Origin of the sequence: Gillisia sp. Hel1_33_143 (assembly GCF_900104765.1) — a bacterium.
Lineage (GTDB): Bacteria > Bacteroidota > Bacteroidia > Flavobacteriales > Flavobacteriaceae > Gillisia.
This window is the reverse complement of record NZ_LT629737.1, coordinates 316,402-329,310: the sequence shown is the minus strand read 5'-3', so window position 1 is coordinate 329,310 and position 12,909 is coordinate 316,402. Positions and strand designations below refer to the sequence as shown.

Annotated in this window: 17 protein-coding genes and 1 pseudogene; all 18 read left to right on the top strand. The window is 38.2% G+C overall.

The window, feature by feature from the left end:
• Window positions 1–42 precede the first annotated feature (42 nt).
• The 18 genes and pseudogenes from BLT84_RS01535 (at window position 43) to BLT84_RS01450 (ending at window position 12,861) form a co-directional block, all read left to right on the top strand.
• Window positions 43–381, top strand: a complete 339-nt coding sequence (locus BLT84_RS01535) for a P-II family nitrogen regulator (RefSeq protein ID WP_034919165.1) — start codon at window positions 43–45, stop codon at window positions 379–381.
• Window positions 382–395: 14 nt separating this feature from the next.
• On the top strand, window positions 396–812 hold the full coding sequence (locus BLT84_RS01530; RefSeq protein WP_091262405.1) for a Fur family transcriptional regulator: 417 nt from the start codon (window positions 396–398) through the stop codon (window positions 810–812).
• 50 nt (window positions 813–862) lie between these two features.
• Window positions 863–1,216, top strand: coding sequence for an STAS/SEC14 domain-containing protein (locus tag BLT84_RS01525; RefSeq protein WP_091262404.1), 354 nt, complete (start codon window positions 863–865; stop codon window positions 1,214–1,216).
• Window positions 1,217–1,691: 475 nt separating this feature from the next.
• Window positions 1,692–2,048 carry an STAS/SEC14 domain-containing protein gene (locus tag BLT84_RS01515; protein ID WP_091262401.1) on the top strand — a complete coding sequence of 119 codons (357 nt, stop codon included), beginning with the start codon at window positions 1,692–1,694 and terminating at the stop codon, window positions 2,046–2,048.
• Window positions 2,049–2,113: 65 nt separating this feature from the next.
• Complete coding sequence (locus BLT84_RS16370) at window positions 2,114–2,383, top strand: zinc ribbon domain-containing protein (RefSeq protein WP_081891302.1); 270 nt, start codon at window positions 2,114–2,116, stop codon at window positions 2,381–2,383.
• A 107-nt stretch (window positions 2,384–2,490) separates the two neighbouring features.
• Entirely contained in the window at window positions 2,491–3,033 is a 543-nt protein-coding gene (locus tag BLT84_RS01505) for a hypothetical protein (protein ID WP_034888697.1), read from the top strand.
• Window positions 3,034–3,052: 19 nt separating this feature from the next.
• Entirely contained in the window at window positions 3,053–3,490 is a 438-nt protein-coding gene (locus tag BLT84_RS01500; RefSeq protein ID WP_034888699.1) for an MgtC/SapB family protein, read from the top strand.
• A 62-nt stretch (window positions 3,491–3,552) separates the two neighbouring features.
• Window positions 3,553–4,443 carry a bestrophin family protein gene (locus tag BLT84_RS01495; protein WP_034888702.1) on the top strand — a complete coding sequence of 297 codons (891 nt, stop codon included), beginning with the start codon at window positions 3,553–3,555 and terminating at the stop codon, window positions 4,441–4,443.
• A 12-nt stretch (window positions 4,444–4,455) separates the two neighbouring features.
• Window positions 4,456–6,984: a heavy metal translocating P-type ATPase gene (locus BLT84_RS01490; RefSeq protein WP_091262400.1), complete on the top strand. Its 2,529-nt coding sequence runs from the start codon at window positions 4,456–4,458 to the stop codon at window positions 6,982–6,984.
• A 210-nt stretch (window positions 6,985–7,194) separates the two neighbouring features.
• Window positions 7,195–7,503, top strand: coding sequence for a four-helix bundle copper-binding protein (locus tag BLT84_RS01485; RefSeq protein WP_231929404.1), 309 nt, complete (start codon window positions 7,195–7,197; stop codon window positions 7,501–7,503).
• Between the two features lie 279 nt (window positions 7,504–7,782).
• On the top strand, window positions 7,783–8,235 hold the full coding sequence (locus BLT84_RS01480) for an OsmC family protein (RefSeq protein WP_091262398.1): 453 nt from the start codon (window positions 7,783–7,785) through the stop codon (window positions 8,233–8,235).
• A 64-nt stretch (window positions 8,236–8,299) separates the two neighbouring features.
• Window positions 8,300–8,472, top strand: a pseudogene (locus BLT84_RS01475) (ribulose-phosphate 3-epimerase); the annotation flags it as partial.
• A 140-nt stretch (window positions 8,473–8,612) separates the two neighbouring features.
• Window positions 8,613–9,047 (top strand): Fur family transcriptional regulator, encoded by a 435-nt coding sequence (locus tag BLT84_RS01470; protein WP_091262397.1) that lies wholly within the window; start codon window positions 8,613–8,615, stop codon window positions 9,045–9,047.
• Between the two features lie 91 nt (window positions 9,048–9,138).
• On the top strand, window positions 9,139–10,542 hold the full coding sequence (lpdA, locus tag BLT84_RS01465; RefSeq protein WP_091262395.1) for a dihydrolipoyl dehydrogenase: 1,404 nt from the start codon (window positions 9,139–9,141) through the stop codon (window positions 10,540–10,542).
• Window positions 10,543–10,692: 150 nt separating this feature from the next.
• Complete coding sequence (locus BLT84_RS01460) at window positions 10,693–12,009, top strand: APC family permease (RefSeq protein ID WP_091262393.1); 1,317 nt, start codon at window positions 10,693–10,695, stop codon at window positions 12,007–12,009.
• A 10-nt stretch (window positions 12,010–12,019) separates the two neighbouring features.
• Window positions 12,020–12,196, top strand: a complete 177-nt coding sequence (locus BLT84_RS16130; RefSeq protein WP_172822431.1) for a hypothetical protein — start codon at window positions 12,020–12,022, stop codon at window positions 12,194–12,196.
• Window positions 12,197–12,213: 17 nt separating this feature from the next.
• On the top strand, window positions 12,214–12,573 hold the full coding sequence (locus BLT84_RS01455) for an STAS/SEC14 domain-containing protein (RefSeq protein WP_091262391.1): 360 nt from the start codon (window positions 12,214–12,216) through the stop codon (window positions 12,571–12,573).
• A gap of 24 nt (window positions 12,574–12,597) precedes the next feature.
• Window positions 12,598–12,861: a hypothetical protein gene (locus tag BLT84_RS01450; protein WP_091262389.1), complete on the top strand. Its 264-nt coding sequence runs from the start codon at window positions 12,598–12,600 to the stop codon at window positions 12,859–12,861.
• The last annotated feature ends 48 nt before the right edge of the window (window positions 12,862–12,909 follow it).

Below are 12,909 nucleotides of genomic sequence, written 5' to 3'. Positions count from 1 at the left end.
TGAAAAACAGGCTCGGTTCAAAATCTATTAAAAATTTATAATATGAAAGAAGTTAAAGCATTCGTAAAACCAAATAGGATTCAAAGAGTAATTGAAGCCTTAAGTGAAAACGGCTTTAAAAGTATGACCCTGTCACAATCTGAAGGTACAGGAGCATTCAAAGCAAAGGGAGCAAGACCCTCACTTGATTTTCATGTAACCGATAGTCCCGTAGTAAAAATAGAGTTGGTGTGCCAAAATGAAGAAGCTCAAGCTGCTATTGAAATAATAATGGCCAATGGAAAAACCGAAGAGCCTGGAGATGGTATTATTTATCTATCTAATATAGAGGATGCCTTTCAAATAAAAACAGGCGATTCATTAAAAAGATACGACCTATAAACCCTTTATAGTAAATGGAAAAAATAGTTCAAATATTGGAAAGTATGGGAATAAGGCCTACTGCAATGCGCTTGATGACCTACAAGAGACTTGCAGAATTGGAGGTGGCCATTAGTCTAGGCGATTTGGAAAAGGATTTTAAAATTTCTGAAAGGAGTACTCTTTTTAGAACTATGAAAACATTTGAAGAAAAAGGTATTGTACATCAAATCCAAGATGGAACTGGAGTTATAAAGTACGCTCTATGTGAAGCAAAATGTGAGGTCGGCAATGACCTACATCTACATTTTCATTGCAATAACTGTGAGGAAACAGTTTGCTTGACAGAGCATAAAATCCCGCATATTAATTTGCCCGAAGGCTATATCACGAAAGATATCAACCTGGTTGTTAAGGGTATTTGCGAGAAATGCAGTCACAATCTAAACTAAACTAAACATCAAGTTTTTGACTTACGAATATAATTTATAAGCAGAAAGAAATGGTCACAATTTATAAAAGAGAAGCTACTGTATATATGGTGGCAGAGTTTAAGCTGGATGCCAAGGATTATGAAAACCTGATACCAGTCTTAACAGAACAAATAATGGCTCATCAAGAGGTTAAGTGGTACATAGAGATGAAAAATTTTGAAGGTTGGACGGCAAGTATGTATTGGAAAGGCATTGAACTTGAACTTCCCAATGAAGAACATTTAATAAAAGTGGCTTTGGTAGGAAGTGTTGAATGGCAAGAGCAATTTACGGAAGTTTTGATGATGTTTACCAGGGCGCATATAAAATTTTTTAGTCCTAACGAAAAAGAATTGGCTAAAGAATGGACAGAAAAAGAATAACATAAAAAACGGATAAAATATTAATTTAAAAACAGCAACGCTATGATGGGCGATTGGTATTTTGGAGGAATGCACTGGATTTGGTGGGGACTATGGATAATCCTCATCTTTTGGATATTCCTAATTCCTTACCCTACCCCTGGACAAAAGCGGAAAAAGACAGTGCAGTGGAAATCCTGAGGGATCGTTTTTGCACGTGGTGAAATCGATGAAGAGGAAATTGAAAAACGCAAAAAAGTAGTCGAGGCCGATAAAAAATAGGCTCGGCCAGAATGCCCAGTCTATGTGAGCCATGATGCAAGGTCACTTTATTTATATCCGTACGGGTAATGGTATGCTTGAACTCGATTTGCCAGAAGCAATATTACATACAGGAAAAAGAGAAGGCACTTTAAAATTAAAAAAGGAAAAGTAAGTGTAGGTCAACTTGATACTTGCCCTTCCATTGGAAGAAGATCAATATTAAATTTATCAGATGTTACAGATTACAGATATAAAAAGTAAAAACGTAATTACCACGATTGCCAGAGGTGAGCTCAACCAACAGGACTTTGAAAAAATACATCCGCTAATCCATAATATTCTTACAAAAAGATTAAAGGTACGATGGTATTTTGAGATGAACGATTTTCAAGGTTGGCACATAGAAGAACTATGGAAAGATTTCACTAAAGTTGTTGACCACGAAAAGGAATATGAAAAAATAGCATTGGTAGGTGAAAAAAAGTGGCAAAAGTGGGCATCAGAATTTATGAAACCGTTTTGCAATGCCGAAATTAAATATTTCGCTCCAGACCAAAAACAGGAAGCCAAAAAATGGATTGAAATTTAGTCAAAATGGAACCATCTATCGCTTTAAAATTCAAATAACAGTAATAATAATAGTAACGAAATATTATGGGGTTTTTAAAACATTTGTTAGGAGGAAAAGGCAGAGGAGGCCATCATTCAAGGAGGCATAACCGCAAACACGATTATGAAAACAGAGATGTTTATTCAGATTCACGGGTTAAGATTAGATGCCCAAAATGTGATGAGAAAAAAGAAGTAGGTGCGGCCTTTTGTCAAAAATGTGGTTCAGCATTGGGTAAGGGAAAATGTGACAATTGCGGGCAGGATATCCCTATGGATGCCAAGTTTTGCCCTAATTGTGGCATCAAGGTTTAAATAGAAGAGATTGCTGCATCTATGGGTTTATGTCAAAAGTTGATTAATAGCATTAAAAGCAAATGTAGAAGCTACTTTTTTTAAATTATACAAATAAAGAAGATATTATGAATGTTAAACATTTAATTTTAATAATCATATTGGTTAGTTATTATCAGACAAACGCCCAAAAAATTTATACAACGGAAGAAGGTCATATAATGATGATGACTTTGGTTGATGATAAACCTTTCAAAGCAGAAAGCCATAAGTTGGCCCTATATCTTGATTATGAATCCAAAGTGGTTAGCGGTGTACTAGACCTTAAGACTTTATCAACAGATATTCCTGAAATCAATTCCATTTTACAAGAACAGGAAAACCCTTTAATACTCCGGTTCACGGGCACTATTCCTTCTCAGGATTTTTTATCAAAACGCCACGACCCTATTGACTTTAATTGGCCGCTAGATATTAAATTTCAAGGAAGGACCTTTAAATCACAATTTAAAGCAACCATTACCCATATAGAACAGGGCATAAGTATGTCTTGCCTGATAAGTGCAACAGGACAGGTCTTATTGGCAGATACTGGTATGGCTTCCTTAATACAAGGTTTGGATAAGACCATACAAGTACAGTTTGCACAATTAGTATTGAAATTGGAATAACCTTTTAAAAAAATAAAAAATGGACCTTCAAACTGAACTACTGTTATTGCCAAGATTAGGGTTGGCAGTTTTATTGGGGATTTTGATTGGCATCGACAGGGAAACTGATGGCCACGACGCCGGTATCAGAACATATGCAGCTGTATGTCTGGGAGCCGCACTTTTAACAATCATCAATACGCATATTGATGTGGCAGACCAAACTCGGATTGTTGCCAATATCGTTTCCGGCATTGGTTTTCTGGGGGCCGGTATTATTTTTAAGGACAATTCAACCAACTCTATAGTGGGGTTGACCACGGCAGCTACCGTATGGGCAACTGCAGGGGTAGGTATTGCGTTGGGGTTCGGGATGTACTTACTTAGTATTACAAGCACATTACTTATAATCCTATTGCTGATCGCCCGAAAATTGCCCTATTTTAAAATAAGAAAAAATTTCAAGAATAAAACTTAAATCTATAAAACAATCTACATATAAAGCGGGTAATATATCGAATAACCTTTTAAACAATAAAAATGCTACTGAACAAACGTATTTCAATTTTCCACTTCCTCAATACCATAAAATATGATGTATTATTTTTAGGTAGCTACGCAATTCTCGTGGGTTATATGGACCAATATGGCTTTTTAGCAAAAATCTCGATTCCCATTTCGTTAACTGGGGTTTTTGGTACCGCTGTAGCATTATTATTGGGTTTTCGTACTAATCAAGCCTATGAGCGCTGGTGGGAAGCCCGTATTATATGGGGCGCCATTGTCAATGATTCCCGTACATTAATCAGGCAGACAATTTCCTTTTATGACAAGGTAGATGAGCAATATTTGCATAATGTAAAAGAAACGGTAAACCGTCAAATAATCTGGTGCTATGCCCTGGGTGAATCTTTAAGAAACCTCCCGTTTTCGCCCAATGTTGCCGGTTACATAAAATTTGAAGATATCTCTGACCAAAATGTCCCCAATGCAATTCTTTTGAAACATTCACAGGCATTGACCAATGCAAGAAGCGAAAAAACAGTGAACGAGTTTCAACAAATTCAACTAGATAGCACGATAGTAAGGCTCTGCGATTCTATGGGCAAATGCGAACGAATAAAAAACACGGTTTTCCCGAAAGCACATAGCCTATTAATCCATTTGATCATCTATGTATTCGCCACAATGTTGCCATTTGGACTGGATGATAAGAACGTGGTTGTTGAAATCGCTATTACCTTTTTTATACCGATCATTTTTGTTGCCATTGAAAAAACATCCACTTTGATGCAGGATCCTTTTGAAAACCAACCTATGGATACCCCGGTAACCGATTTGGCAACAACCATTGAAATAAATCTCAAACAAATGATTAATAGCGAAGAGGTTCCTAAAAGAGAGAAGTCGAACGAATACTATATACTCTAAAATATCAGTATAATGAAAAAACTACAGTTAAAAATCCCAGTAATCCTTCCGCAAGTTCCTAACGAAAAAGATACTTGTGTTGAACGGCTTATCAATGAACTACAGGCCAAAGAAGGTATTGAAAAAGTGCACGTTGCAGATACAATGGAAGATGCCACGCCACAGCTCTGTTTTCATTATGACCCCGATATCATTTCTATAGACCGCGTCCAATCCCTCGCCGAAAGTACTGGTGCCGAGATTACCGAAAAATACGGGCATTTGCTCATAGAGGTTAAAGGAATCAGACACACAAGGCAAGCACGCACCATAGAGAAAAGCCTTTTGGTAATCAATGGGGTTTTGGAGGCTTCCGTTTCAGGCTCTGGAATGGTACGTCTTGAGTTTGATAAAAAGCAAACAAATTTTGATGAAATAAGCAAACAAATTGAAAAGGAAGACCTTCAGATTCAAAGGAGTGCTTCAAACGAAAATGATTACACCGAAGCATCCAGAAAAAAACAGGAGCGTTCGAATAAGGAAGAGACTAAAGAGCAAACTGCCACAGAGGGGCACGAGCATAAAGAGGGCGATATCCACGAGGAAGGAGAAGGGCACGCCCATGGCGGAATTTTTGGAAAGAACACCGAACTTATTTTCTCGATTATCTGTGGGGCACTCCTCGGGATAGGCTTTGGGTTCTCGTATGTGGATTCCATCCCTGATTGGGTTAGCCTTGTTCTGTATATAGGCGCGTACTTCTTTGGAGGATTTTTTACCACTAAGGAAGCCGTTCAGACCGTGGCAAAGGGTGGTTTTGAGATTGATTTTTTGATGCTGGTCGCGGCCATTGGTGCCGCCATTCTGGGAGAATGGGCAGAAGGTGCACTGTTGTTGTTCCTATTTAGCCTTGGGCACGCCCTAGAACATTATGCAATGAACAAGGCAAGAAAAAGCATTGCCGCGCTTGCAGACCTTGCACCAAAAACGGCCTTGTTGAAAAAGGGTGGCAAGACCGAAGAAGTGGGGATTGAAAAATTGAGTATTAGTGATATTATTGTGGTCAAACCCAACAGCAAAATATCTGCCGATGGTGTTGTGGTAAATGGAAAAAGTAGTGTCAACCAAGCCCCAATTACAGGGGAAAGCGTGCCAGTGGATAAAGTTCCCGTAGAAGACACAAGCAAGGAATATTCTCAGGATGATGAGATTAAAGATGAAAACCGTGTTTTTGCTGGAACTATCAACGGTAATAACACGCTTGAAGTAAAAGTCATCAAGGAAGCAAAAGATTCTACCCTGTCGCGATTGGTCAAATTGGTCAACGAGGCACAAACACAAAAATCCCCGACTCAGTTGCTTACCGATAAGTTTGAAAAGTACTTTGTGCCTTCTGTACTTATTCTCGTAGGTATTTTACTTTTTGCTTTTTTGGTAATCGATGAGCCATTTAGTGCAAGCTTCTACAGGGCTATGGCAGTATTGGTTGCTGCAAGTCCTTGTGCACTGGCAATTTCCACCCCGAGCGCAGTTCTAAGTGGTGTGGCAAGAGCCGCACGAGGCGGTGTTCTTATCAAAGGCGGGCGACCACTTGAGGATTTAGGGGTCATTACCGCCTTGGCTTTTGATAAAACAGGCACGCTTACAGAAGGCAAGCCCAAACTTACGGAAGTAGTACCATTGGGGGATATTGAAGAAAATGAACTGTTGAAGATAGCCGTTGCCGTTGAAAACCTGAGCGACCACCCTTTGGCCAAAGCTGTCGTAAGGGATGGGAAAGAGCGTCTGAAAGGTACTGATATTACCGATGCGTCCGATTTGGAAGCCGTTCTCGGAAAAGGTATCAAAGCTTCTTTGGGCAAGGATAAAATCTATATTGGGAACCTTGACTTGTACGATGACCTAGATGAGGCAAAACCATCCGAAGAAATATCGAATAAAGTAAAAGAACTTGAAGGTGGCGGAAATACCACGATGCTCATAAGAAGAAACAAAGAATATATCGGTATCATCGCCCTAATGGACACCCCACGGGAAGCGGCCAAGGAAACCCTTAAAAAATTAAAGGAAATCGGTATCAAGCGGATGGTAATGCTAACCGGGGACAATCAAAAGGTTGCCGATGCCGTTGCCAAAGAAATTGGATTGACCGATGCCTGGGGTAGTTTATTACCCGAAGAAAAGGTAGAGGCTATCAAAAAATTAAAAGAACAGGAATCCAAAGTCGCCATGGTAGGAGATGGAGTAAACGATGCCCCTGCAATGGCAAACAGTACTGTGGGAATCGCAATGGGCGCGGCGGGCAGTGATGTGGCGTTGGAAACTGCTGATATTGCCCTAATGGCCGATAAGCTGGAAACCCTGCCCTTTGCCATAGGCTTAAGCAGGAAGGCAAAGTCCATTATCAAGCAAAACCTTTGGGTCAGTCTCGGTATTGTTGCTTTACTTATTCCAGCCACTATTTCTGGCTTTGCCAATATTGGTATTGCAGTACTAGTTCACGAAGGTTCTACATTATTGGTGGTGGGCAATGCTTTGAGATTGTTGGCGTATAAGAAATAAAAGATGGCTTAATAAAAAAAATATTGCGAATTATCCGCCTTATCGTCGGAGCAAGTGGGAATTGGAGAACATTTGATTTTGTCTCAAAAATGAATGAAAGATAATACTGGAAAAGGATATTTATTGTCAATCTGGGTAGAAATAGTTCTACATATAATTTAAATCTATTTAATTATGAAAAATGAAAATCATGAACAACTCGTTCAAACCTTGCTAAACTGTGCTTTAGCTTGTGAAAACTGCGCTGCTCAAAGCTTAGCAGAAGGAGAAACCAGAATGATGGAAAGATGCATTCCGTTGGACATTGACTGTGCTGACATTTGTATACAAGCAGCTAGGTTGCTACAGAGAAATTCTGCGCTTGCGCATGAATATCTTTTAATCTGTGAAAAGGCTTGCAGGATGTGTGCTGAGGAATGTGCAAAACACGATCATGAGCATTGTAAGAAATGTGCTCAAGCATGTAATGAATGTGCGGAAGCATGCCATAGGCATCATGGCGATGTGCAGTTAAGCTAATGTAACGAAAAGTATGCGGTGTTTAAGGCATCGCATATTTTCCTTAATGAAAAAACAAAAAAAAAATTAAGTGTTAGAAGAGAAATAGAGGGCGAACCAAATTTAAAATATAATATTAAGTCCTGTAAAAGAAATTCTAAAAACTGTTTGTCTGAAATCAAGGATTTCCTTCAGGCACAATTATTTAAACTCAATATAAATAATAGATTTTTTTTATTAAACGTTCATGGTTAAGAATGATTGTCTAAAGTAGATTTTATAATTTAAAACAAGAAAATTATGTCAGAATTCAAGGTAAAATTAGAATGGAAACCCGATTCGGAGGATTTCTCCTATAAGAATTATAACCGTACCCATCAATGGATTTTTGGAGGAGGCTCTGAAATCACTGCATCTGCAGCTCCGGATTATTTGGGGAAAGCTGAATTTGTCAATCCTGAAGAAGCCTTCGCTGCTTCCCTTTCCAGCTGCCATTTATTGACTTTTCTAGCTATTGCCTCTTTTAAAAAGTATATTATAAAGAGTTATAAGGATGAAACCGTTGCTGTGGTTGAGAAAAATAAGGAAAGTAAACAGGCTGTGACCAGGGTTTTTTTACGACCTAAAGTAGAATTCTCCGGCGAACATATACCTGATGAAGAAGAAATAAAAAAAATGCACCATAAAGCACATGCTGAATGTTTTATCTCCAACTCTGTATTAACAGAGGTAATAGTGGAACCAATTTTATAATTTCCTTCGGGGAGGTTTAAAGATTTAAGAAACATTAGAACACAGGCGATAAAACATAATTTACATGAAAAATATTATGGTTGCTCCCTCCATTCTTTCGACTGATTTTGCCTCGGCAAAACTTTTGAAACTGTTGACAGGAGTGAAGCAGACTGGCTGCATGCGGATATCATGGACGGCATGTTTGTTCCCAATATTTCCTTTGGAACACCTGTTTTACAAGCTATTCAGAAGCACTGATGTCTGTAAAACCGGGTTTTGGCGGGCATAAGTTTAGTTAGGATATATGAATATGGCCGTTCCAAAAAGCTTGTTGTAAGCAATGATTATACTCAAGATACTTTGGGCAAAGGTTTTGCCCTTAAGATAAGATTAAAATGACCAAAACGGAAAAAATATTATCAAATCACGGTATTCGACCTACTCAAATGCGGTCGAAGATATACAAGTTTCTGAAAAGGAAACAAAGTGCCGTAACCTTAAGGGAAATGCAAAAAATTTTTGTCCTTAAGAGCGAAGTAGATAAAACAGCGGATAAAACTACATTTTATAGGGCAATTAAACTTTTTGAGGAAAAACGAATGGTACACCAAATAGACGATGGAACTGCCATTGCGAAATATGCAGTTTCTGATGAAAACGTCGCGAATACATACGGTACAGATTTACATATGCACTTTCATTGTACCGATTGTAGGAAAACGATCTGTTTACCAAATAAGATACCGGAAGAAAGCTTGCCGGACGAATATGAGGTAAACAATGTGAATTTAGTCTTAATAGGGATATGTAAAAAATGCAGGGAGAAATAACAGGTGGAGTTCGAGATCCCTGAATCCTTGCACCGAATGGTCAGGTTCAGGTTTCTTCCACCTTCTCTAACTTAAAAAAAATTATGTAACTATGGAAAAATTTGATGTAACTATTATAGGATCTGGCCCGGGCGGATATGTAAGTGCCATCCGTTGTGCTCAATTAGGTTTAAAAGTGGCCATTGTTGAAAGGTATAGCACCCTGGGAGGAACCTGCCTAAATGTGGGCTGTATCCCATCAAAAGCCTGGCTGGAAGCCTCTGAACATTATTACAAACTCAAGCATCAATTTGAAAATTTTGGGATTGATGTAAAAGAAGCAAATGTCGATATCGTAAAAATGAACCAAAGGGTTCAGGACGTCGTAAAGGAAATCATCAATGGAGTTGACTATTTGATGAAAAAGAACAAAGTTACCGTATATGAAGGCCATGGCAGTATTAAGGACAAAAATACGATTGAAATTAAGGGTAAAGATAAAACAGAAATCATAGAAACAGATAAAATCATAATTGCCACCGGATCCAAACCCGCTTCGTTACCTAATATCAAAATCGACAAAAAGAGGATTATCTCTTCTACCGAAGCCCTTGCCTTACAAGAAATCCCCAAACATTTAATGGTCGTTGGCGGTGGGGTTATCGGTGTAGAGATAGGTTCCGTATTTGCCCGCTTGGGTTCAAAGGTTTCTATTGTAGAATATTTTGATAGTCTCATAGCCACTATGGATAGCTCTTTGGGACATCAGTTGCACCGTTCCTTAAGAAAACAGGGTGTCGAATTTTATTTGGGACATAAGGTCACGGAAGCAAGAACGATAGATAACAAAGTGGAATTGAAAGCTGAAAACCTTTCCAATAAAAAAGAAATGAGTTTAGAAGGCGATTTTTGCCTTATGGCCATTGGTCGTAACCCGTACACCGACAATTTAGGACTTGAGAATATAGGAGTGGAAACCAATGAAAAGGGACAGATATCAATAGATGAAAACCTTGAAACTAATGTCAAAGGGGTGTATGCCATAGGAGACGTAATTCGAGGAGCAATGCTTGCCCATAAGGCCAGTGAAGAGGGTGTTTTTGTAGCCGAAAGAATTGTCGGACAAAAACCACATATCAATTATTCGCTGATACCCAATATTATTTACACCCAGCCAGAGGTTGCCGGCGTAGGCTTGACCGAAGAAGAACTAAAGAAGGCCAATAGAAGTATAAAAACAGGGTCTTTCCCATTTAAGGCTAATGCAAGGGCAAAAATAAGTATGGATACAGATGGTTTCATCAAAGTGATTGCAGATAAGCAGACCGATGAGATATTGGGTGTACATATGATAGGGCCTCGCATTGCAGATAGTTATACCGAAGCGGTGGTAGCAATGGAATTTAGGGCATCTGCCGAAGATATTGCAAGAATGTCACACGGGCACCCCACTTTTTCAGAGACCTTTAAGGAGGCGTGTCTGGCCGCTACCGAAGACAGAGCGTTGCATATATAATGGTAGACTAAAAAATTACTATTTGGCTCTAAAAAGTAGTGTTGGATATTGAGCTAATGTATGGCACTGTATGAAATTATGAAAACCAAAAAAGAAAGAAGACACTTAAATAGATGAAAAAAATAATAAGAGTATTAAATAGGAATTATTATGGCTGAATTAAAAAAATCTTTAGGAACACTTCGGTTGACATTTTATGGTGTTGGTACAATCGTCGGAGCTGGAATATATACTGTAATTGGCGCAGCAGCTGGACAGGCAGGAACCGACCTTTGGTTGAGTTTCATATTTGCCGCCATTGCTGCAGGTGTTTCGGCTATGTCCTATGCCGAATTATCTTCAACTTATCCTAATGCAGGAGCAGAATTCATATTTGTAAGAAAAGCTTTTCCAAAGGTGGATATACCCTCATTTCTCACTGGGTGGACAATTGCTTTTCATAGCTCGGCTACCATTGCAGCAGTACTATTGGCTTTTGCTGGATATTTCAATACATTTTTTAGTGTACCCTCTCTATTGATTAGTTATGGCATTTTAATATTGCTCTCATTGGTAAGTATTACGGGCATTAAAAAATCATCTACAGCAAATATTATAATGGTCAGCATTCAACTATTGGGGTTGTTGTTATTGATAGTGTTTGGACTTATGGAAACTGGTCCACCCAAGGCAGAGTTTTTTAAAGTAGAATCAATTTCCGGTACTTTGGCAGCTACGGCTACATTATTCTTTATATATACAGGATTTGAACATATGGCAGCTTTAGGTTCAGAAGTTAAAAATCCTGGGAAGACAATTCCTCGTGCTTTTTTATTGACTATGGTAATTACCACAATCATTTACTTGTTTATAGCATTTACGGTTTTAAATATCGCAGATCCTTCTGCTTTGGCAGGAGTGGATTCGCCATTATCACTTGCGGCATCTAACCTAAACAGTTGGTTGCCTATCGTGTTAGCAATTGCTGCACTTTTTGCCACAGCTAATGCTGCTTTTAGCGGTATTATTTCAATAAGCAGGTTGCTTTTTGGAATGGCAAGTGTTGGAGAGCTACCAAAGTTTATGACCAAAATAAATGCCCAAAAGGTCCCTTGGGTTACAACCCTCGTGGTTATGGCGACAGTTGCTGGGTTTTTACTCTTGGGCGATATTAAAATTGTAGCAGGTATGTCTTCCTTAGGTGCTTTGCTTGTATTTGTAGCCGTAAATATTGCACTTATTGTACTACGGTTTAAAGCACCTGAGCAAGAACGACCTTTTAAAGTCCCTGTAGATATAGGTAGAGTACCAATATTACCCATTGTAGCGATACTTATAAGTCTTTCCTTAATAATCCAATTCAATTGGCAAGTTTACACCGCTTTCGTAGGTGCCATAATTGTGGGTATTGTACTGGATTATTTTTTGGATAAAAAATCAAAAGAAAACATAGATCCTGAAAAGGAAAAAGAATTGTTCAATCATTAAATAAAAATATATGGATTGGATGTTCGAAGATTTTAAAATAGACCTAGATTCCCTTAATCCGATGATAAGGAAAAAAGCAATTGAAATTGCTAAGCAGTTGGTTATAGAAAAAAAATACACAGATAAGAAAGCCATTGCTGAGGCTATTGTGCAAGCTGAAGAATGGTTTTACGATTTGGAAGGATAAGAATTAAAACTAAAATTATGTTACAAATATTAGAACTAACAAAGAATAATATTATTGCCACAAGGGCTGAAGGGAAACTGACCGATATGGATATCGAAAAAATCCATCCGCTTATTCACGCTATTTTGGATAGGAAAATGAAAGTACGATGGTATTTTGAGATGGAAAATTTTACGGGATGGAATTTACCTGGGCTTTGGGAGGACCTGAAAATGGATACTGCTCACGCCAATGACTATGAAAAAATAGCAATGGTAGGTGAAAAAAAATGGCAAGACTGGATTACCCAATTTATGAAACCTTTTACCAACGCCGAAATTAAGTACTTCAATATGGACCAAAAGGAAGAGGCCAAAAGTTGGATTGAGAGCCAGTAAGCTTATTTCCGTAAAAGATAGACGATGAATAATATATATAGTTTTATTACCATTCTAATTGGGTTTGCCATAGGTGTTTTTATCCTTCAACCTTTTGGGATAACAATTTTCACGTTTAGCAGCCAGAATTACGAAATTGATTGGTGGCAATATTTAATAAATAATTTCATTGAAATTTTGAACATCAATAGGAATCAAATTTTCGAGAATATTCTTTTGGGATTATTAGGTGCCAGTGTAGCGCTGATGTATTATTTAGGTAAAAGAGAAAAGGATATCAATTGGTAACTGGTTATATATTTAAGTCATAGTAATCTTTGCATAACCTGTGCATCA

Excerpts from the sequence above, each read along its gene's own strand:
- BLT84_RS01535 (WP_034919165.1), top strand. The coding sequence starts at position 43 with ATGAAAGAAGTTAAAGCATTCGTAAAACCAAATAGGATTCAAAGAGTA.
- BLT84_RS01530 (WP_091262405.1), top strand. The coding sequence starts at position 396 with ATGGAAAAAATAGTTCAAATATTGGAAAGTATGGGAATAAGGCCTACT.
- BLT84_RS01525 (WP_091262404.1), top strand. The coding sequence starts at position 863 with ATGGTCACAATTTATAAAAGAGAAGCTACTGTATATATGGTGGCAGAG.
- BLT84_RS01515 (WP_091262401.1), top strand. The coding sequence starts at position 1,692 with ATGTTACAGATTACAGATATAAAAAGTAAAAACGTAATTACCACGATT.
- BLT84_RS16370 (WP_081891302.1), top strand. The coding sequence starts at position 2,114 with ATGGGGTTTTTAAAACATTTGTTAGGAGGAAAAGGCAGAGGAGGCCAT.
- BLT84_RS01505 (WP_034888697.1), top strand. The coding sequence starts at position 2,491 with ATGAATGTTAAACATTTAATTTTAATAATCATATTGGTTAGTTATTAT.
- BLT84_RS01500 (WP_034888699.1), top strand. The coding sequence starts at position 3,053 with ATGGACCTTCAAACTGAACTACTGTTATTGCCAAGATTAGGGTTGGCA.
- BLT84_RS01495 (WP_034888702.1), top strand. The coding sequence starts at position 3,553 with ATGCTACTGAACAAACGTATTTCAATTTTCCACTTCCTCAATACCATA.
- BLT84_RS01490 (WP_091262400.1), top strand. The coding sequence starts at position 4,456 with ATGAAAAAACTACAGTTAAAAATCCCAGTAATCCTTCCGCAAGTTCCT.
- BLT84_RS01480 (WP_091262398.1), top strand. The coding sequence starts at position 7,783 with ATGTCAGAATTCAAGGTAAAATTAGAATGGAAACCCGATTCGGAGGAT.
- BLT84_RS01470 (WP_091262397.1), top strand. The coding sequence starts at position 8,613 with ATGACCAAAACGGAAAAAATATTATCAAATCACGGTATTCGACCTACT.
- lpdA (WP_091262395.1), top strand. The coding sequence starts at position 9,139 with ATGGAAAAATTTGATGTAACTATTATAGGATCTGGCCCGGGCGGATAT.
- BLT84_RS01460 (WP_091262393.1), top strand. The coding sequence starts at position 10,693 with ATGGCTGAATTAAAAAAATCTTTAGGAACACTTCGGTTGACATTTTAT.
- BLT84_RS16130 (WP_172822431.1), top strand. The coding sequence starts at position 12,020 with ATGGATTGGATGTTCGAAGATTTTAAAATAGACCTAGATTCCCTTAAT.
- BLT84_RS01455 (WP_091262391.1), top strand. The coding sequence starts at position 12,214 with ATGTTACAAATATTAGAACTAACAAAGAATAATATTATTGCCACAAGG.
- BLT84_RS01450 (WP_091262389.1), top strand. The coding sequence starts at position 12,598 with ATGAATAATATATATAGTTTTATTACCATTCTAATTGGGTTTGCCATA.